The organism is Paenarthrobacter sp. YAF11_1, from assembly GCF_052113445.1.
GTDB lineage: Bacteria > Actinomycetota > Actinomycetes > Actinomycetales > Micrococcaceae > Arthrobacter.
Genome location: NZ_JBFRDF010000016.1, coordinates 148878 through 167630, shown reverse-complemented (window position 1 = coordinate 167630; position 18753 = coordinate 148878). Strand labels below are relative to the sequence as shown.

General features: G+C 63.9%; 17 protein-coding genes. 1 reads left to right on the top strand and 16 read right to left on the bottom strand.

Features of this window, described 5'->3' with window-relative positions:
- Nucleotides 1–804: 804 nt before the first annotated feature.
- From AB4Y77_RS20605 to ftsH, 11 genes are all read right to left on the bottom strand, one after another.
- Entirely contained in the window at nt 805–2346 is a 1542-nt protein-coding gene (locus AB4Y77_RS20605; RefSeq protein WP_442015179.1) for a DHA2 family efflux MFS transporter permease subunit, read from the bottom strand.
- A 120-nt stretch (nt 2347–2466) separates the two neighbouring features.
- Nucleotides 2467–3369 (bottom strand): pantoate--beta-alanine ligase, encoded by a 903-nt coding sequence (panC, locus tag AB4Y77_RS20600; RefSeq protein WP_442015178.1) that lies wholly within the window; start codon nt 3367–3369, stop codon nt 2467–2469.
- A gap of 5 nt (nt 3370–3374) precedes the next feature.
- On the bottom strand, nt 3375–4283 hold the full coding sequence (locus AB4Y77_RS20595) for a Rossmann-like and DUF2520 domain-containing protein (RefSeq protein ID WP_089593202.1): 909 nt from the start codon (nt 4281–4283) through the stop codon (nt 3375–3377).
- On the bottom strand, nt 4276–5898 hold the full coding sequence (locus tag AB4Y77_RS20590; protein ID WP_442015177.1) for a PH domain-containing protein: 1623 nt from the start codon (nt 5896–5898) through the stop codon (nt 4276–4278). The genes AB4Y77_RS20595 and AB4Y77_RS20590 overlap by 8 nt, the downstream gene beginning before the upstream one ends.
- A complete protein-coding gene (locus tag AB4Y77_RS20585) occupies nt 5895–6407 on the bottom strand; it encodes a PH domain-containing protein (RefSeq protein ID WP_311215421.1) in 513 nt (170 codons plus the stop codon). The genes AB4Y77_RS20590 and AB4Y77_RS20585 overlap by 4 nt, the downstream gene beginning before the upstream one ends.
- Complete coding sequence (locus AB4Y77_RS20580; RefSeq protein WP_442015176.1) at nt 6388–6909, bottom strand: DUF3180 domain-containing protein; 522 nt, start codon at nt 6907–6909, stop codon at nt 6388–6390. Before AB4Y77_RS20580 ends, AB4Y77_RS20585 begins: the two co-directional genes overlap by 20 nt.
- Nucleotides 6906–7451, bottom strand: coding sequence for a 2-amino-4-hydroxy-6-hydroxymethyldihydropteridine diphosphokinase (folK, locus tag AB4Y77_RS20575; RefSeq protein WP_311215419.1), 546 nt, complete (start codon nt 7449–7451; stop codon nt 6906–6908). Before folK ends, AB4Y77_RS20580 begins: the two co-directional genes overlap by 4 nt.
- Complete coding sequence (gene folB / locus AB4Y77_RS20570) at nt 7448–7807, bottom strand: dihydroneopterin aldolase (RefSeq protein WP_311215418.1); 360 nt, start codon at nt 7805–7807, stop codon at nt 7448–7450. Before folB ends, folK begins: the two co-directional genes overlap by 4 nt.
- Before the next feature lie 11 nt (nt 7808–7818).
- Nucleotides 7819–8724, bottom strand: coding sequence for a dihydropteroate synthase (folP, locus tag AB4Y77_RS20565; RefSeq protein WP_442015175.1), 906 nt, complete (start codon nt 8722–8724; stop codon nt 7819–7821).
- A 5-nt stretch (nt 8725–8729) separates the two neighbouring features.
- On the bottom strand, nt 8730–9365 hold the full coding sequence (folE, locus tag AB4Y77_RS20560; RefSeq protein ID WP_311215416.1) for a GTP cyclohydrolase I FolE: 636 nt from the start codon (nt 9363–9365) through the stop codon (nt 8730–8732).
- 10 nt (nt 9366–9375) lie between these two features.
- Nucleotides 9376–11445 carry an ATP-dependent zinc metalloprotease FtsH gene (gene ftsH / locus AB4Y77_RS20555; protein WP_311215415.1) on the bottom strand — a complete coding sequence of 690 codons (2070 nt, stop codon included), beginning with the start codon at nt 11443–11445 and terminating at the stop codon, nt 9376–9378.
- Between the two features lie 646 nt (nt 11446–12091).
- Here ftsH and AB4Y77_RS20550 point away from each other — a divergent pair.
- Nucleotides 12092–13114, top strand: coding sequence for a hypothetical protein (locus tag AB4Y77_RS20550; RefSeq protein ID WP_442015174.1), 1023 nt, complete (start codon nt 12092–12094; stop codon nt 13112–13114).
- Here the strand turns inward: AB4Y77_RS20550 and AB4Y77_RS20545 are convergent.
- The 5 genes from AB4Y77_RS20545 to dacB all read right to left on the bottom strand — a co-directional run bounded on the left by AB4Y77_RS20545 (nt 13084) and on the right by dacB (nt 18625).
- A complete protein-coding gene (locus tag AB4Y77_RS20545) occupies nt 13084–13911 on the bottom strand; it encodes a hypothetical protein (RefSeq protein WP_442015173.1) in 828 nt (275 codons plus the stop codon). The genes AB4Y77_RS20550 and AB4Y77_RS20545 overlap by 31 nt on opposite strands.
- 318 nt (nt 13912–14229) lie before the next feature.
- The gene (gene hpt / locus AB4Y77_RS20540; RefSeq protein ID WP_026540856.1) at nt 14230–14781 is read right to left on the bottom strand and encodes a hypoxanthine phosphoribosyltransferase; all 552 of its coding nucleotides are present in this window, start codon (nt 14779–14781) and stop codon (nt 14230–14232) included.
- Nucleotides 14782–14812: 31 nt separating this feature from the next.
- Complete coding sequence (gene tilS, locus AB4Y77_RS20535) at nt 14813–15883, bottom strand: tRNA lysidine(34) synthetase TilS (protein WP_442015186.1); 1071 nt, start codon at nt 15881–15883, stop codon at nt 14813–14815.
- A 116-nt stretch (nt 15884–15999) separates the two neighbouring features.
- Nucleotides 16000–17121, bottom strand: a complete 1122-nt coding sequence (locus tag AB4Y77_RS20530) for a zinc-dependent metalloprotease (protein ID WP_442015172.1) — start codon at nt 17119–17121, stop codon at nt 16000–16002.
- A 61-nt stretch (nt 17122–17182) separates the two neighbouring features.
- On the bottom strand, nt 17183–18625 hold the full coding sequence (dacB, locus tag AB4Y77_RS20525; RefSeq protein ID WP_442015185.1) for a D-alanyl-D-alanine carboxypeptidase/D-alanyl-D-alanine endopeptidase: 1443 nt from the start codon (nt 18623–18625) through the stop codon (nt 17183–17185).
- Nucleotides 18626–18753 lie beyond the last annotated feature (128 nt).

Sequence of the window (18753 nt, the reverse complement as noted above, 5' to 3'; positions counted from 1 at the left end):
GCTGAAAACCAGACCACCACACACGGGGGTGCGCGACAGTACTGGCCATAATTTCAACCAATTGATAAAACAATCGGTATCAACAAACTTGGCACACTATTGAGTTCTCAAACAACAGACACTACCRGCACCACCCACACCCACAAGGGTCCAGGATCGCTCCGGAGCAACTTTTCAAACTTACCCGAACCAGCCGCACAAAGCAAACCAGAACCCGGGCCCCCCACACCAACCAGCGGCACACAAAAGCACCACCGAAACCGGCAATTTGAAGGGAGTCGGTCGCTAACTTTCCGCATCAGCGGCGGCGACTCGAATAACTTTACACGCGCCCCACCCCCACACCAAATCCACCCCACCACCACCCAAAAACCCCGCAAACACGGGGTAAACAACCCCAAAACCGCCCCAACACACCCCACACCAGCCCAAGTGAAGCCCATCACACAACCCCACCACCGCCGTCGAACCCCCAACCACACCCGAGGGAAGTGAGCGAGCGTCGGCCTGAAGCCCGAGGGAAATGAGCGAGCGTCGGCCTGAAGCCCGAGGGAGATGAAAGAGCGTCAGCCGGAAACCCGAGGGATGTGAGAGAGCATCGGCCTGAAGCCCGAGGGACATGAGAGAGGGCCGGAAAGGGGACGCGGCACGACCGAGCGCGCCGAGGATGACCGCCGCCGCCGGCGGCACCACCACTCGCCAAACACCGCCACCCTCACCGATCGTCGCCACCCCCTTAACCGACAAAGCTCCCCCACCAAGGTGGGAGAGCTTTGCGGGGAAACCGGTAGTAGCAACCGCGGGTCAGTGACCCCCGTGCCCTCCTGCGCCTTCGGTCTTGCGCATCATGGCGCCAAGCACCACTGCAGCAACAGCGATAACAGTGGCGGCCATGAACGCCGCCTGCATGCCGGCGACCTGGTTCGAAGACGCTGAGACCACCGCGTAGATGGACACCAGCAGCGCCGTCCCGGCTGCTCCGGAAACCTGCTGCGCGGTGCTGATGATCGCCGATCCGTGAGAGTAGAGGTGCGGCGGCAGCGGGTTCAGGCCCGTGGTGAACGCGGGCGTAAAGAGCAGGGCAAGGCCGAGGCTCAGGGTGACGTGCAGGGCAATAACCCAGCCGAGGGAACTTCCCTCATCCAGGCGGGAGAACTGCCACAGCGTCAGGACCATGAGCACCGAGCCGGAGACGGTGAGCGGCAGGGGGCCCACCTTGTCGAAAATCCGTCCAATGACCGGACCCAGGAGGCCCATGGCCAAACCGCCCGGCAGCAGTGCCAGGCCAGTCTCCAACGGCTCCAGGTGCAGGGTGTTCTGCAGGTACAGCGGCAACAGAATCACACCACCGAACAGTGCCATCATGGCGACGACCATCAGCAGCGTGGACACTGTGAACATGCGGAACTTGAAGGCTCGAAGATCCAGCAGCGGGGCGTCGGACTTCTGGAGCTTGAGCTGCCGGAAGACGAACAGCGCCAAGCAGACGACTCCAACTACCAGCGCGATCACGGGCACAACGCCGGCCTCGGCGCCACCAATCTGGCTCAGGCCGTAAACCAGTCCACCAAACGCGGGAACAGTGAGGATGACGGAAGGCACGTCCAGCGTGGTCTTCTCGCGCTCCCCCACGTTGGTGAGGTACTTGGCACCTATCGCGAAAGCCGCCAAGGCAACAGGCAGCACGAACACGAACATGAAGCGCCAGGAGAAGTTGTCCAGGATGATGCCGGAAACGGTGGGGCCCATGGCCGGAGCAACCGAGATGGCAATGCTGACATTGCCCATGACGGCACCGCGTTTGGACATGGGTACCAGCGTCAGGATGGTGGTCATCAGCAGCGGCAGCATGATGGCAGTACCGCCGGCTTGAACGATGCGCGCCAGCAAAAGCACCAGGAAACCCGGCGCCAAGGCGGCCAGCAGCGTTCCGCCGCTGAAGAGTCCCATGGCCAGCATGAACGCCCCGCGGGTGCTCATCCGCTGAAGGATGAACCCTGTTGTCGGAATGACAACGGCCATGGTCAGCATGAAGCCGGTAGCCAACCACTGCACAGTGGACGCACTCACCTGGAGGTCCGTCATGAGCCGCTGGAGGGCGACGTTCATGATGGTCTCATTGAGGATCACCACGAAGGTTGCCACCAGAAGGGTGACAATGACCGTCACGGATTCACGTGACATCTTCCCGGACACCGGCGCCTGCGACGCCGGTCCTGGTGACGTCGGCCCTGGGGACGCCGGAATCTGCGGGGCCTGGGAAGGCGTTGCCTCTGCAGAGGCGACCGAACCGGATGCTCCGGATTCAGGCTTGCCGTTGGCGTCGGACGTGACGTCGGTAGACATGAGGGTTCCCCAAGGGTTGGATTTGGTGTCCGGCGATCGATGCCGGTGAAGACTAGAACAGTCTAAGCGCGTATCCAATTCCCGTCAGTAGAAAAATTCCTAACGCCAGGAGAACAAACGCTAGGAGAGCAAAGGAGCGTTGTCGATGAGCCGCACCGGCCCCACCTTGGCCGCGATGATCGCCAGCCCTTCCCCGCGGAACGGCGTCTCCTTGCAGTTCTCGGCGAGCGGCTCCAGCGTCATGGGGTCGACGACGTCGAAATAGTCCAGTTCCACCAACGGTTGGGATTCAACAAGTGCGACGGCGGAGTCCAGGTCCAGTGGTTCATGCGCGTTCGCGCGGGACTCAATAAGGTGCAAAGCACGCGACAGCACAAGAGCGGCTTCTCGTTCCTCATCGGAAAGGAACCTGTTTCGGCTCGAAAGGGCCAGTCCGTCCTCACTGCGAACGATCGGCACAGGAACGATCTCCACCGGGAAGTTCAGGTCCGAGACCATCCGCTTCACCAAAGCCAGCTGCTGCGCGTCTTTCTGGCCAAAGTAAGCCCGGTAAGCCGCCGTCGTGCCGTCAACGCCAGCACCTCCAGGAAGTCCATAATGCAGCAGCTTGGCCACCACGGTGAGAGCGCCGTCAAAGTGGCCGGGGCGCGAAGCGCCTTCCCACTTTTCGCCCAGCGGTCCGGAGGTAACCCGCACCAGGGGCTGGCCGCCGGGATACACCTCATCAACGGACGGGGCGAAGACGAGATCCACGCCTTCGGCATCCAACAGGGCCATGTCGGCGTCAAGCGTGCGCGGGTAGCGGTCCAGGTCCACGGCGTCACCGAACTGCAGCGGGTTGACGAAGATGGTGGCCACCACGACGTCGTTCTCGGCCGCAGCCGTCCGGGCCAGCGCTGCGTGGCCTGAGTGCAGGGCACCCATGGTGGGGACCAATCCCTGAGAATTGCCGCCCTTCGATGCCAGCAAGCGTGCGCTTTCGGCACGCAGTTCCGCCGCGGTAGTCACGAGTTTGATGGCCATGCTGTTCAGTGTCCTTCCGGCGACTTGGGGTCGGCACCCAAGGCATCGTCGATCTCATTCAGTTGTTCGGGCCGCAGGAGCCCGCGGTTTTCCGCCCGGCGTGCGGTGGCCCGCGCCATGGCCTGGTAGGCCGCGAGAACATCGCCGCCCGCACCGCCGTCGTACTCTTTCAGTGCCTGGGCGTGCGCCGAAACGGTACCCACATCCCCACGCGCCACGGGACCCGTCAGTGCAGATTCGCCGGAGGCAAGGGCATTCTCCAGCGTGGCGCGCAACAGCGGACCCAGCATGGACTCAGGGTTTTCGACGCCGATCTCCCGCAGCATCTGGGATGCCTGGGCCACCAACGTGACCATGTGGTTCGAGCTGTGCGCGAGGGACGCGTGGTAGAGGGTGCGGTCGGCTTCGGCAATGGCCACCGGCTCGGCACCCATCTCCACCACGAGGGCTTGTGCGATCGGCAGCATGGCCGCATCCGCGGTAACGCCAAAGGTGCAATCCATGAGCCGGGTCAGGTCCAGGCTCATGCCCGTGAAAGTCATGGCCGGGTGCAGCGCCAGCGGAATCGCGCCCACCGCTCGGACAGGGTTGAGGATGCCTACGCCGAACCGGCCGGACGTGTGTGCCACCAGTTGGCCGGGCTGCCAGGCGCCCAGCTTGGCGAGCCCCGCCACCAACTCCCCGAGGGCATCGTCCGGAACGGCCAGCAGCACCAGTTCCGAGCGCTCCACGATGTCCTGGATCTCCAGGACCGGAACACCGGGCAGCAGGTTTTCGGCACGCTCACGGCTCGCCTCCGACACAGCGGAAACCCCGACGACGGCGTGCTCGGCCGCGCGCAAAGCGGCACCCAACACGGCACCCACCTTGCCGGCGCCGATGATTCCGACTCCGAGTCGTCCTGGCCTAGCCATCGTGGCGGTCCTCCTGTTGCGGTGAAGTGTGGGGGTGTTCCTGCTGGATTGGCCGGGCCTGCTGCGCGGATTGTGCCGGCTGGGGCGGCTGTTCCGCTGTGGGGGCAACTTCCGCTGCGGCTGCAACCTCCGGAGCCTGCGGTGCCACCTGCGCCAGCCACTGCTCGCTCGTCTGCCGTTTCCGGGCTTCGCGGGCGCGGGCAGCCTGTTGGTCGAAGAGTTCCACGGCCTGCCCGGCATCAGCTTGGAAGACCCGGGGAGAAACAGGTCCGGCGGTGGTGTGAAGGACCAGATCGGCCACTCCGAAGCGGCGGGCCAACGGCCCCTGATGGAGCGCCATGGACTGCGTCCTCTGATGCGGCACAAGGACCAGCGTGTGCCACCAACGGCCGGACCGGATCAACAGGGCCGTTCGCGTGGCAAGGAATCCGTTGCGGCGCCGGCCAAGCGGAGCCAGCAACCGTGCGCGGCGGGGTGTGGTGACAAATTCATCCGTCGGGGCGGCGTCGGGCCCGGCCGGAGCCAGCCCATCCAGTCCGGCCGTGAAGACGCGCTCCGGGTCCTCGACCCCCGGGTCCGGCAGCACCAAAGACATCATCCGCAGGACATCGGGCCTCATGCCGACGGGCAGCAGCATGGTGCGGGCGGCACCCTCGGTACTGCCCGACACCCCATAACCGGCCACATTGACGTGCATCCGATACCAACCGAAAATCCTCCAGAGGGGCGGCTGCGTCACCATCACTGCCTGAATGCGTCCGGGAGGCAGGGTCTGCGCCTGGGTATCCAGGAGACCGTATCGAAGGCGGATACCGTCCGGCGAAATCGCTGCCGTGAAGTTATAGCCCTTGTTGAAGGAGTTCCAGTACGCGGCACCGATGCCCAGGATGCCGGGGATGAGCGCCAGGAACAGCGTCTGGTTCTCCGTGAAAACGGAGACGGCAACCACCACGGCGGCACCGATCAGGATGCCGACGGTTTGCTCGCTCAGCACCAACGACCCGATGAGCCGCGCCGGGGGCACGGACAGCACCACATGCTCCGGCGCCTCAGGAATTTCCTCTTCCTTGCCGGGCTCGCTGACAACGCCGGCGGCCCGCGCAAGGATGGTGGCGCGCAGTTGCTTCGCCTGAGCGAGCGGAAGGTAAGCGAGCCGCACCGCTGACTCGCCGGCGTCGGCCACTTCAAACTTGAGTTCAGCGAGGCCGAAGATCCGCGCCAAAAGCGGCTGAACAATGTCAATGGCCTGGACACGGTCCAATCTGGCCTGCCGCTGCTGCTTGAACAGGAAACCGGTGTTGACCCGCACGTACCCTTCGGCCACCTGATACCGCGTGAAATACCAGCTCAGGATGAAACTGCCCACCGTCAACAACAGCACCACGGCTCCGCCGGCCAAAAGCCACGGCACCCGGCCGCTCAGGTTCGGATCCAGAAAATCCCTGCCCTGCAACATGCGCTCAAAAGCGTCACGGCCAAAGAAGAACCCGACGGCGGCAAGCGCCACCCAGCCGCGAACAAAAGGTGACGCCGGGTGGACGCGGTTCCAGTCGCCGTCGACCTTTGCTTCCGGTTGATCCGGCAGGCTCACCGCCGCACTGTCTTCCGGGCTCACAGCCCGGCCAGCCTGGCTTCTCCACGGGCCGAGAGCTGTTCGCGCAACCGTGCGCCTTCCTCGGCAGGAAGTCCTGGCAGGTGCGCGTTGGTTCCGGTTGATGCCGTGTGGAGTTTGAGCGTGCACAGTCCCAAACTGCGTTCAACCGGCCCAACCGCGACGTCCACGTACTGCATCCTGCCGTAGGGAACCACCATGGTGCGCTGGAAAAAGATGCCGCGGCGGATGAGGAGGTCGTCGTCGCGTTCTGCGTAGCCGATGGCGCGCACTTGGCGGGGAATCAATACCAGCCGCCACAGCGCCAGGACGAACATCACCGCGGGAACAGTGATGGCGAGCCACAACGGAGGCCAGCGCCACCACCCGAGCAGCACGAAAATGAGCGGCAAACTGAGGACCGCCAGCATCAGCACGTTGCCGATGGCCCACTCAACCAAGCGCACGGTGACGTACTTCGGGGAAACCCGCATCCACTGGACGCCGGGAGGATCAATCGCCTCGGTATGCATACTCGCCTTCACCCTTGGTTTCGCCGCGACGGGTCCCCGGTCCGGCAGTGCCACCTTCAAGATCCTCGGGCGGGATCCGGCAGAAACGCTCCACTACGAGCCCAACCACCACCATCGCCACGCCACCGCCGCCCATCAGCAGGGCATTCCAGAGTATTCCTTCGCCGCCCCGCAAACTGTCGATGCGGAGAAGGTCCATCGAAATTCCGGCATGCCAGCCAAGGAGCAGGGTTCCCGCATAGGCGCAGGCCTGGGCAAGGATCAGCGTCCTGGCCGCCAGAATCGGATTGAGCAAGTTCTTCTTTTTGCCGTTGCGCCAGCGCAGGACACGAATGCCCATGATGAGCGTGAGACCGGCGATGACGGCCATGGTCACCAGCGCGGATACCGGCAGGACCGGGGTGGGCATGCTGAGACGGTTGGTGGTGGCTGTTGCCAACCACCCAATGACCGCAGCAATGACGGCGATGAGCACCAGAACTACCGGGCGCATTGCTTTCATGACTGCTCCACCGCTCCCGTCGCAGGCACGCCGGCGATGTCGCCATAACCATCGAAACGCCGGATATCCGGCATGTCAGCGGCGACGGCGGACAACTCAGCAACACTGCGCCCGTTCAACTGAGCGTGCGGATCCAACAGCGACCACGGATAGAGCACGAAAGCGCGTTCGGCTGCCCGCGGATGGGGAATCGTGAGGACGGGATCGTCGCTGACGGTGTCGCCGAACACAATAATGTCTACGTCCAGGGTCCTGGGACCCCAGCGCACCTCACGGGTGCGGTGATGTTGCTGTTCAACCTCGTGGCAATGCTTCAGGAGCTCCAACGGGGTCAACGTGGTTTCGACGGCCATGACCATGTTCAGGAAGTCCGGCTGCCCTTCCGGACCGCCGACTGCCTTGGTCTGCACCACCGGGGAAACACCAAGGAGCCGCACCTCCGGCGGATCCACCAGGGCCGCAACCGCAGTGGAAAGGGTGTCGTTGCGCTCCCCCAGGTTGCTGCCGAGGGCCAAGATGGCCTTGGTGTAGCCGGATGTCATGTTCGCTCCCGGTGCACACTGACAGTAACGTCGCCAAACGGCACCTCAATGGGGGCCTTGGGCTTGTGGACGGTGACGTCGACGGCGGCCACGCTGTAGTTCGCGAGGATGCCCTCCGCGATCCTGACGGCCAGGCCCTCAATCAGGTTCAAGGGCTCGCCCTCGATGTGCCGGGTGATCAGCTCGGCAACTTCACCATAGTGAGCTGTGTCCTGGAGGTCATCTGTCTCAGCAGCCTTGGTGAAATCTGTATGGAGCACGGCATCCACCACGAAAGGCTGGCCGTCACGGCGCTCGAAGTCGAACACTCCGTGATAACCGACGGCGGTGACGCCGGTCAGCGTGATCCTGTCCACAGCGTTTCCTATCAGCGGGCGACGCGGGCGGCGACCTTGACGGCGTCAAGGCTGGGGCCGACGTCGTGGACCCGGACAGCCCAGGCGCCCTTCGTGGCGCTCAAAGCGGTGATTGCAGCGGTGGCGGCATCGCGTTCCAGCGGAGCAGCCGACTTGCCCGCAACCGTGAGCAACGAACCGAGGAACCGTTTGCGGGAAGCAGCCACCATCACCTTGTGGCCCAGCCCGAAGAGCTGATCAAGGTTCTTGAGGATTTCCCAGTTCTGGTCCTCGTTCTTGGAGAAACCGACTCCGGGATCAATGATGATCTGCTCCGGGGCAACGCCCGCTGCGTACAACTTGTCGCGGACGCCGCTGAGTTCAGCCACCACGTCCTCGGTCACGTTGTTGTAGTCCGTCAGGCTGTCCATGGTGATGGCGTCGCCGCGGCGGTGCGTGAGGATGTACGGGACCTTGGTCCGGGCCACGAGCTCAGGCATACCGGGCTCGATGGTCAGGCCCGAGACGTCGTTGATGATGGCCGCGCCAGCCTCCACGGCCGCGTCAGCAGTGGACGTGTGCATCGTGTCGATGCTGACCAGCGCGCCAGCCTTGACCAAGGCCTGAATCACCGGAATGACACGGCGCTGTTCTTCTTCAGGGGAAACCGGCTCGGCGCCCGAGCGCGTCGACTCGCCGCCGACGTCGATGATGTCCGCGCCGGCGTAGAACATACGCAACCCGAGCGCGATGGCCGTATCCGGCGTCCGGTGGGTGCCGCCGTCGCTAAAGGAATCCGGGGTGACATTGAGGATTCCCATGACGAGCGTGCGGTCCGTTGGCAGGTCCTCGAACCTGGCCGCGGGGCGCGGTTTGCGGAGAATCGGCAACGGGCTTGTGGCCGGGCCGGTTCCGGGTGCTGCAGCGAGGGAGTCCATAGTGCTTACCTTCCGAGTATGAGGCTCATGGCCTCGGCGCGGGTGGCCGGGTCATGGAGTTGACCGCGCACCGCACTGGTGACGGTCTTTGCGCCGGGCTTGCGAATGCCGCGCATGGACATACACATGTGTTCACATTCGACGACCACAATCGCACCACGCGGGTTGAGGTGCTTCACCAGCGCCTCAACGATCTGAGTGGTGAGGCGTTCCTGCACCTGCGGCCGGCGTGCGTAGATGTCGACCAGCCGCGCCAATTTGCTGAGGCCGGTCACCTTCCCGTCATGTGACGGAATATAACCGACATGTGCCACTCCGTGGAACGGCACAAGGTGGTGCTCACACGTCGAGTAGAAGGGAATGTCCTTTACCAGGACAAGCTCTTCATGATCGAGATCGAACGTGGTGGAAAGGACATCCGCCGGGTGCTGGTGGAGCCCCGCAAAAACCTCGGCGTACGCCTTGGCCACGCGCTTGGGCGTGTCCTGGAGGCCGCCACGCTCAGGGTCTTCACCAATAGCCAGGAGGATCTCGCGGACCGCCGCTTCGATGCGCGGACGGTCCACTTTGTGGGAGTGCGTGGAGCCCGCGGCGGAACCGTGGGCGGCGGCGAGGTCGTCGTCGTCGTCGAAATGAGTCACGGCAGATAGCTTAGCCGTGATGCGGGGAGTCGTTGCCGCCGTCGGGTCGCGGTGCCTGGAAAGAGTCCTGGCTGCTGACCCCCTGGGCATGCGGAGCGACGACGTCCAGCGGCTCGTCCAGACGGGCTTTCTTGGCTTCCTCCTGGGCTTCGCGTTCAGCCTTTTCTGCGCGGCTTTCCACCGGCGGGATCGACTGGACCGGGCGGGATTCCTTGGACAGCCAGATCTCGCGGAAATCGCGCTTCCGGATGTCATGGAAGATCTCGGCAATCTCAGCCTGGTTCAAGGTTTCGCGCTCAAGGAGTTCCAGTGCCAGCCGGTCCAGGACGTCCCGGTTTTCCGTGAGGATGGCATAGGCCTCGTCGTGGGCCTGGTCAATGAGGCGACGCACTTCTTCGTCCACCACGTAGGCGATCTGGTCGGAGAAATTACGTTCCTGTGCGGCGTCGCGGCCGAGGAACGGCTCGCCGCCGCCCTGGCCCAGCTTCACAGCGCCAACGCGTTCGCTCATACCGTACTGCGTGACCATCTTGCGGGCAGTGGAGGTTGCCTTCTCGATGTCATTGGAAGCACCGGTGGAGGGGTCGTGGAACACGATTTCCTCAGCGACGCGGCCGCCCATGGCGTAGGCCATCTGGTCCAGCAGTTCATTACGGGTGATCGAGTACTTGTCGTCCTCAGGAATCACCATGGTGTAGCCGAGTGCGCGGCCACGGGGAAGGATGGTGATCTTGGTGACCGGCGCCGAGTTGCGCAGGGCAGCGGCAACCAAAGCGTGCCCACCTTCGTGGTACGCGGTGATCTTGCGTTCAAGTTCCTTCATGACGCGGCTGCGCTTCTGCGGGCCGGCCATGACACGGTCGATTGCCTCATCCAGTGCGCGGTCGTCAATCAGGTTGGCGTTGGAACGCGCGGTAAGAAGTGCGGCTTCGTTCAGGACGTTGGCCAGGTCGGCACCCGTGTAACCCGGGGTCTTCTTGGCAACAGCCTTGAGGTCGATACCCTGCGCCATGGGCTTGCCCTTGGCGTGAACGTTCAGGATCTGCTCGCGGCCGATCATGTCAGGGGCTTCCACGGTGATCTGGCGGTCGAAGCGGCCCGGGCGAAGCAACGCGGGGTCCAGGACGTCCGGGCGGTTGGTGGCAGCGATGAGGATGACGTTGGTCTTGACGTCGAAGCCATCCATCTCCACGAGGAGCTGGTTCAGCGTCTGCTCACGTTCGTCGTTGCCGCCGCCGATCCCGGCACCACGGTGACGTCCAACGGCGTCGATCTCGTCCACGAAGATGATGGCGGGAGAGCTGGCCTTGGCCTGTTCAAACAGGTCACGGACGCGGGAAGCACCAACACCGACGAACATTTCGACAAAGTCCGAGCCGGAGATGGAGAAGAAGGGAACGCCTGCCTCACCGGCAACAGCGCGGGCAAGCAGCGTCTTACCGGTACCTGGAGGGCCGTAAAGCAGCACGCCCTTGGGGATCTTGGCGCCAACAGCCTGGAACTTGGCCGGTTCCTGGAGGAACTCCTTGATTTCCTGGAGCTCTTCCACAGCCTCGTCAGCACCGGCAACGTCGGAGAAGGTCACCTGCGGCATATCCTTGTTGACCAGCTTGGCCTTGGACTTGCCGAACTGCATGACCTTGGAGCCGCCACCCTGCATACGGGAAAGCAGGAACCAGAACAGGACACCGAGCAGCAACACTGGGATGAGCAGCGAGAACAGGCCGGAGAACCAGTTGTTCTCGATCGGCTGGTCCGTGAAGCCCTTTTCCGGGTTGGCGTTGGTGACTGCCTTCACCACATCCGGACCACGGTCCGTGACGTAGAAGAACTGAACATTCTTGCCCTTGTCCTGGCCGTCCAGGTTCAGGTTGTCCTTGAGCACCAGGTCAACGCGGTTCTCGGCGTCGAAAATCTTGGCCTGCTCAACCTTCCCGCTTTGGGAAAGGAGTTCCAGGCCTTCCTTGGTGTCAATGCGCGTTGAACCGCCCGGAGCCAGTGTTGCGAATGCCACCAGGAGCAAGCCAACGACGACAACAATCCAGATGCCCGGGCCCTTGAAGAAACTCTTAGCTTTCATCTGATCGGGGTTTTGCCCCGTCCCTCCTGGTAGTGCTGCAAGGCGCAACTTCTGCGCGCGAGTGGTGCTGCTTCAGTTTCAAGCTATACACCGTTCCCAGTAATTCACGCACCGGAAAGTCCAAAAGTTCCCTCTGGGCGTACACAGGATACTCGCGTCGGGGGCGCTGGAACAGGGGTTTTGCGCTTGCTCGGCGGGCGGGTTCTCTCGTGCCTCGGTTTCCGACGCACCCGTTGGGGCCATCCGCACCCGCAGCACCACCCGGCGCGGCACCACCCGGCGCGGCAGGCCGGCGCACCCACTTCCTCCATACGCACCCGTTGGCGCCATCCGCACCCGCAGCACCACCACCGCCGCCGGCGCACCCACTAGCGCCATCCGCACCCGCAGACCCACCACCACCGCCGCACCCACTAGCGCCATCCGCACCCGCAACCACTGGTGCGGATGGCGGAAGTGGGTGCGGGCATGTTGAGGAGCGGGCGCGCTCGGCGGAAACGGGTGCGGTTCTGAGGGCTGCGTTGCCTCGCTGAGTGTTGCTGGCAGGTCACCTCCTTGGTTTCTTCGGCGTGGTCTCGATGCTGCTTTTCCACATAGCTCTGACCAGTGCTTTCGCCTTCGCTCAAGAAAGTGGAGCGTGGAACCCATGGCCATTCCAGAACTCATACTTGCTTCAGATGCGACACGTATCGGGCAGGACGCGCGCCACCTCGCGAAGCAGGCCAAGCGTGGCGAGCTGGTCCGGGTCCGACGGGGCGCTTATACACGCTCGGCATATTGGGCGGAACTGAACGAGCGTCAGCGGCACGGACTCCAAGCAGCCGCGCTGGTGAATACGACCAAAACCGCGCCCTTGTTCAACCTGCAGACAGCCGCACTCCTTTGGGGGCTCGGCGTTGTGGGTGTGCCGAAGGGCTTATGCACCGTCACTGGAGACCCAAGAGGCGGCAGGTCCAAGCACGGGATCCGGAGAAGCTTGGGGTCCTTTGACGCCGGGGTCGCCCAACTTGGCGACTTCCGGGTCACTGGCAAGGTCCGCACCACCATGGAGCTTGCCGCCGCCCTGAATTTTGCTGAGGCCTTGGCCGTTGTGGACTCCAGTCGACGAAACCATGAGTTGGGCGACGATTCAGAGGTCGACAACTGGAACAAGGACAAAGCGTGGGGTCCTCCGGCGCGCGTCGACGAACTGGCTGACGCTGTCTCCGCTCTCACGAGCTCTTCAAGAAAACGACGGGCCGCATCGATTCTGGATCTATCCTCAGACAAATCCGAATCAGTGGGGGAATCCATGAGCCGGGCACAAATGATCTTGCTCAACTTCCCCATGCCCAACATTCAAGGTTCTTTTACGCTGGGAAACGGGAGAACGGCCCGAACTGATTTCTGGTGGCCCGAACTCGATCTAGTGGGGGAATTCGATGGACACGGAAAGTATCTGAGAAAAAAGTTGCGGGGAAACCAGACCATCCAGCAGGTAGTCATGGCAGAGAAGACCCGCGAGAATGGGCTGCGGGCCCTAGGCCTCACTGTTGTGCGCTGGGGCTGGTCCGACATGATGAACCCCCGCGTGTTTGCGCGTATTTTGAACGACGGTGGGCTTCGTTCCTTGCGTGCGGCGTCAGGCACCGGGTTGCGTCAAGCCGCGACCGGAAGCACCAGCAAGTAACCGGCGGGCAGGTCTGTGCTCCACCGCCGGGGCTCACGGACCACGAACTGTGTGGCCAACTGCCCAGGAGTAAGCAGACTGTTGGGCTCCGGCGAGGGACCCCACTGCCCGCTGCCGTGAGGATAGAGCGGATCCAGGACTCGAATCCCCGTTACTTGGAATTCCGGAAACTGGGCGGGATCACCCATGGATTCAAAGCCGCTCATGACCCAAGCATGTCGCCCGCTCCACATAACCAACCCCACCGGCCTGCCGGTCTCGGCGATGGCACGCGCCGCCGTCTGCAACGTGTCCTCATAATTCGCGATGCTGACTACCGCGTATGGGCCCATTCCGACCTCAGTCAACACCTGCGCCCAGCCCCGGGGGTTGGCGCCGTTGAATGAATTCGATGACCTCGCACGTGCCATCTCCCACAGCTCGCTTTGCTGTGCCGAGGATGCCCAGGTTCCGCCTCCGGTGTCATCGATGAGGTTGTGTGCCATTTGGATGCTCGCGGCCACACACCAGTCAAAGGTGTACTGAGGGACGAAATCCCCGTCTTGGTAGAGGTTCAGGGCAAAAGCCTGAGGCACAGCCGGCGGCGCGGGTGGAGGTGGGGGCTGCGGGGGCACAGGAGTCTGTGTGGCGCTCGGCAACGGGGCCGGTTCAAGGTCACCCGTCGCTGGCGCAGCAGACGCGGATGTGATTGGTTGACCGGAACCGGGCTCAGTGAGATCGACCGCAGGAGTGCAGGCCGTGAGGAGAGTCGCCATGACGGCGAGCCACGCCAGAAGACGGGCAGGAGCACCGGTCATGGTCCAGTCTAGCGCGAGGGGTTGTCGCGGCGGCAGGCTCAGGAATTCGATATCTGCGCCCGCTACCGCCCTCGCACCCCTTAAGCACAAACACCGCACCCACACCCGCCACACGCACCAGAGGTTACGGGTGCGAACGGCGGAAAAGGGCGCGACCCAAAAAAAGCCGCCGGCTGCACCCATTCACGCCATCTGCGCCCGCTACCGCCCCTCGCACCCCTTAAGCACAAACACCGCACCCACACCCGCTACACGCACCAGAGGTTACAGGCGCGAACGGCGGAAAAGGGCGCGGCGGCGTGAAGAGAAGAAGTGCGCTTACTCGTAGACGTGCGGGGCCAAGGTGCCCACGAAGTCCAGGTTGCGGTACTTTTCGGCGTAGTCGAGGCCGTAGCCCACCACGAATTCGTTGGGGATGTCGTAGCCAACGTACTTGACGTCGATCTCCACCTTGGCGGCGGTCGGCTTGCGGAAGGCCGTGCAGATCTCGACGCTGGCCGTGCCACGGGACTCGAGGTTGGACTTGAGCCAGGAAAGGGTCAGTCCGGAATCGATGATGTCCTCAACAATCAGGACATCCTTGCCCATGAGGTCGGTGTCAAGGTCCTTGAGGATCCGGACAACGCCGGAAGACTGGGTACCGGAACCGTAGGACGAGACAGCCATCCAGTCCATGCTGACGTGGCTGTGCAGTGCGCGCGCCAGGTCAGCCATGACCATGACCGCACCCTTGAGGACACCGACGACCAAGATGTCGCGGCCCTCGTAGTCCTTGTCAATCTGCGCCGCGAGTTCCGCGATGCGCGTTTGGATCTGCTCTTTGGTGTAAAGAACGTGCTTGAGATCTGCCTGGACGTCGTTTGAATCCACCAATGGCTCCTGTTTTGATGCTCGGGTGCGGCTACTGTTGGGACGGTTTCTGATGCCGGAATACTAGCTTCCCACAGCGCGCGGCTTCGCGGGGACCGCCGTCGGCCGAATCACGCGCACTACTGGCAGCCGGAGCACCGGCGGAAACCGAACGCTCCTGCTCCAAATCGCTGAGGGACAACCGGTAGACACTGACGTGGCCGGGAAGTTCCACGGGCCCGGCTGACCCTTGGCGTCGAAGCAGCGCTTCCGCAGCTTGGAGGCGCCCGTAGCCGGGTTGTTGACCCCCGACGTCGGCGGCAGCCTTCGCGATGACACGGAACCTCAGCGCTGCCGGCAGCCCACGTACGGCGTCTTCTGGAAGCCATGCGTCGCCGCCTTCACGCCGGACAAGTGAGAGATAGGTCTCGTTGGCCAGATCTTCGAGGAAATCGGCGTCCTGCTGCAGGATGGCGGCGGTCCGGGCAAGCGACTCGGCGACCCCCGGCCCCAGCTTCTCTTCCAGGACAGGCATGACTTCCACGCGGGTCCGGGATCTGGCAAAGGCGGGGTCGGCGTTGCTGGGATCGTGCCAGGGGGAAAGTTCCTCGACCTCGCAGATTTCCAGGGTCTCGTCTCGACGAAGGCCCAGGAAGGGGCGGAGAAGGCGACCACGGGCAGGCCTCATCCCCGCCAAAGACCGAGTCCCCGAACCACGGGCCAAGCCCAGCAACACCTGCTCAGCCTGGTCGTCCAGGGTGTGGCCGAGAAGGATCGCATCACACGCCAGGTCCTCAGCAGCAGATTCCAACGCAGCATGCCGGGCGTCCCTGGCCGCAGCCTCGGGCCCGAACCCAGTGGCCGCGACTTCTACGGTGCGCACTTCCACCGGAGACAGACCCAGCTCGCGCAGCACCGTGGCAGTCCGGGAGGCGACCTCTGCAGAACCCGGCTGCAACTGATGATCCACCACCACACCGGCAACAGCTACCGGATGTCCATCGACGTGGCCACGCCGGCCAAAGTACGCGGCAATGGCTGCCAAGGCCAGCGAATCCGGCCCACCGCTGCACGCAACGAGCACCCGCTGGGGGTAACCCGCGGAGGCCAAGGCGTTCTGCAACTGTTTCCGCGCCTTGCCGACGACCGGCGCAAGACGCCCGGGCCGCCGTCGACCCTTACCGCCGGGACCGGCAGCGGAATCGACGCCGGAACCGACGGCAGAACCGGAAGGAACGCTCAAAGCCCCATCCGCTCAAGCCACAGCTTGGAGTTGTGGATCTCTTCCTCGGTGGGGAGATACTCGGCGGATTCCCACACCCGGTTGAAGCCTTCCATGCCTGCCACGGCAACCACTTCGCGCACGAACTTGGCGCCATCGGTGTACTGGCGCATCTTCGCATCCAGGCCGAGGAGGTTGCGGATGAACTTCTCCACTACGCCGCGGTCCTTGCCGCGCTCGTTGAAGCGCTGGCGGATGGTCTTCACCGAGGGAACGATGCTCGAATCAACGGCATCCATCACCACGTTGGCATGGCCCTCGAGGAGGCTCATGACGGCTGTGATGTGGGACAGGGACGCCTTTTCCTCAGGGTTCTGGAGAAGGTCCAGGATGGCGCCGCGGCCCGGAGTCTTGTCTGAGGGAGTGCGGTCGCGCAGGGACTTGGCCACCGCACCAGCACGCTCCACCAGGGAGTCCATATTGCCCAGGAGGTTGCCGCTGAGCTTCTCAATTTCGTCGAGCATGTGGTGCCGGAGCCAGGGCGCGGCCGCGAACTGCACGCGGTGGGTTTGTTCATGCAGGCAGACCCAAAGGCGGAAGTCGTCCGGGTGGACGTTGAGTTCGCGCTCCACGGAAATGATGTTCGGCGCCACGAGCAGGAGCCGGCCACCCGCGGGAGCGTTGGAATCGGGGGCCAGTGCCGCGAAGGGATCGTACTGGCCAAGAACCTTGCTGGAAAGGAATGCGAGTACGGCGCCAAGCTGGGTGCCGGTGATGGCTCCGCTGGCAGCGGCCGCGGCGGGAGTCATGGCCACACCGTTGCGGCTGTCCAGCATCGTCTTCAGCGCGGGCTGGAGCATCACCGCGAAGCTCTGGGTATTGGCTTTGGACCACGAGGCCCGGTCCACCACCAGGACGTGCGAGTCACGCAGGTCCCTGGCGGCCTCCAGACCGGTGATGTCGTGGACGTGCGGGACGGAGATATCCGCGTTGAAGCGCAGGTTCTCCACCGCCTTGCCAATCTCCCCGGCACTAATCTCCGGACCGGGAGGGGCAAGCCGGGCAGCCGTAGAGGCGGCCAGGTCCCAATTGATCAGGGACGGGGCCCCTGCTGACGAATCGCGGGCAGATGACACCATACGGACCATCACACCACACGAGGCTGACAGCGGGCTCTTAAGTTCGCTCCGCGCGGAGCATTCAGCCCCGGCAACCGCACGAGGCCAACGCCGACGCCGACCGGTCCATGGCCACCTTGTTGGCAGCAGCCCCCGGTTCAAGGTCGTTGCCGATGAAGGAGAACACCAACAAACGCCCGTCGGCGTCCACCACGTAACCGCTCAAAGCGATCACCGTATTAAGCGTCCCCGTCTTGGCCCGGACCAGACCGGCGCCCTCCGCGGTAGTGGCGTCCACATACCTGTCGTCCAGGGTTCCGGTCAGCCCGGCCACCGGGAACCCGTCAAGCGCGGTGCGCAGAGAGAGGTCCGGTCCGCTGGTGATCGCACGGACCACCTCGGCGAACTGGCGGGCACTGACCTGGTTTTCCAACGCCAGTCCGGAGGCGTCGGCCAACTGCATCGAACCGGTGGCGATCCCCAACTCCCCCAGCCGTTGCCGCACGGCCGCAGTGGCGCCGTCGTACGTGGCCTTTTGACTGGAAGCCAAGGCGGTCATCCGCCCCAGCGCCTCGGCGAGGAAGTTGTCCGAGGACTCGAGCATGAGGTCCACCTGCTCGCTGACTGTGGCCGATTCCGCGGCCGCCAGCACCTTGGCGGGGAGACCCTTGCCGCGTTCGACGCCGGGACTCACCGCAACGCCGGCAGCCGCCAGCTGTTCGGCGAACGCCTGGGCGGTAGTGACGGCGGAATCCTGAGGGCGCGGACCTGTCAAGACATCCGGAGCGTAGCGGCCTGAGTTCAACGCGAGGGAAAACAACGGTGCCGTCTCGCCGGCGGCGACGTCGTCCAGGCTCCACGCAGGGTTAAGGGGCGCGCCGGCGAAGAGTGAATCGTCCACTTGCACGGTGACCGGTCCCTTGATGCCGGCCGCAGCCAAAGCCGCCGCAGTATCCGAGGCCAGCGAAGCGAGACCGGCGCGCCCAAGAACAGCAGCCGGATCCGATGATGAAGCACCCAGCAGGACGTCCCCTCCCCCGGTCAATACCACTGTTGAGGGGTCCTCGGAAGCGAGCACCCGCGTGGTGAAGCGGGACTCCGGACCGAGGGCTTTCAGCGCAGCCACGGCGGTCAGCAACTTCATATTGGAGGCAGGGATCCGGTTGGCGTCGGCGTCGCGGTCAAAGAGGACCTTGCCGGTGGAAGCGTCCATCACCATGCCACTGATACTGCCTCCGCCGACCGGTTTCAGCGTGGCATCAAGCTGCCGGGCAACTTCAGCGGGGATTGGAAGGGGAGCATCGGGATTCAGGGGAAGCACTCCGCTGACGTCAGCCAAGCGATCTGGCTCCTGCTGCCAGGCGGGCACCGGGGGTGGCGGCTTGGGCATGGCCAGCAGACCCGGCACCATACCGGCCACCACCACGGCACCGAGGCACAGCAGGACTCCGGCCAACAGCACCGGCCATTTCAAGCGCCCCCACGCCGAAGATACCCAGCGGGCACCCCCGTTTTTAACGCCCATCATGTAAGTTGCTTGGTCCTGTCAGTCCTGAAATGTCCCCGCCGGTTCAAGAAACCCGGGCCTCTCGCTATATCCTCAATAGTAGTCGGCGGCACCGGCTGTCCTTTTGCCTGCCGCCAGCCCCGGGC

What these genes read in the sequence shown, in the direction of transcription:
- AB4Y77_RS20605 (WP_442015179.1), bottom strand. Translation starts at nt 2,346, where the DNA reads ATGTCTACCGACGTCACGTCCGACGCCAACGGCAAGCCTGAATCCGGA.
- panC (WP_442015178.1), bottom strand. Translation starts at nt 3,369, where the DNA reads ATGGCCATCAAACTCGTGACTACCGCGGCGGAACTGCGTGCCGAAAGC.
- AB4Y77_RS20595 (WP_089593202.1), bottom strand. Translation starts at nt 4,283, where the DNA reads ATGGCTAGGCCAGGACGACTCGGAGTCGGAATCATCGGCGCCGGCAAG.
- AB4Y77_RS20585 (WP_311215421.1), bottom strand. Translation starts at nt 6,407, where the DNA reads ATGCATACCGAGGCGATTGATCCTCCCGGCGTCCAGTGGATGCGGGTT.
- AB4Y77_RS20580 (WP_442015176.1), bottom strand. Translation starts at nt 6,909, where the DNA reads ATGAAAGCAATGCGCCCGGTAGTTCTGGTGCTCATCGCCGTCATTGCT.
- folK (WP_311215419.1), bottom strand. Translation starts at nt 7,451, where the DNA reads ATGACATCCGGCTACACCAAGGCCATCTTGGCCCTCGGCAGCAACCTG.
- folP (WP_442015175.1), bottom strand. Translation starts at nt 8,724, where the DNA reads ATGGACTCCCTCGCTGCAGCACCCGGAACCGGCCCGGCCACAAGCCCG.
- ftsH (WP_311215415.1), bottom strand. Translation starts at nt 11,445, where the DNA reads ATGAAAGCTAAGAGTTTCTTCAAGGGCCCGGGCATCTGGATTGTTGTC.
- AB4Y77_RS20550 (WP_442015174.1), top strand. Translation starts at nt 12,092, where the DNA reads ATGGCCATTCCAGAACTCATACTTGCTTCAGATGCGACACGTATCGGG.
- AB4Y77_RS20545 (WP_442015173.1), bottom strand. Translation starts at nt 13,911, where the DNA reads ATGACCGGTGCTCCTGCCCGTCTTCTGGCGTGGCTCGCCGTCATGGCG.
- AB4Y77_RS20530 (WP_442015172.1), bottom strand. Translation starts at nt 17,121, where the DNA reads ATGGTGTCATCTGCCCGCGATTCGTCAGCAGGGGCCCCGTCCCTGATC.
- dacB (WP_442015185.1), bottom strand. Translation starts at nt 18,625, where the DNA reads ATGGGCGTTAAAAACGGGGGTGCCCGCTGGGTATCTTCGGCGTGGGGG.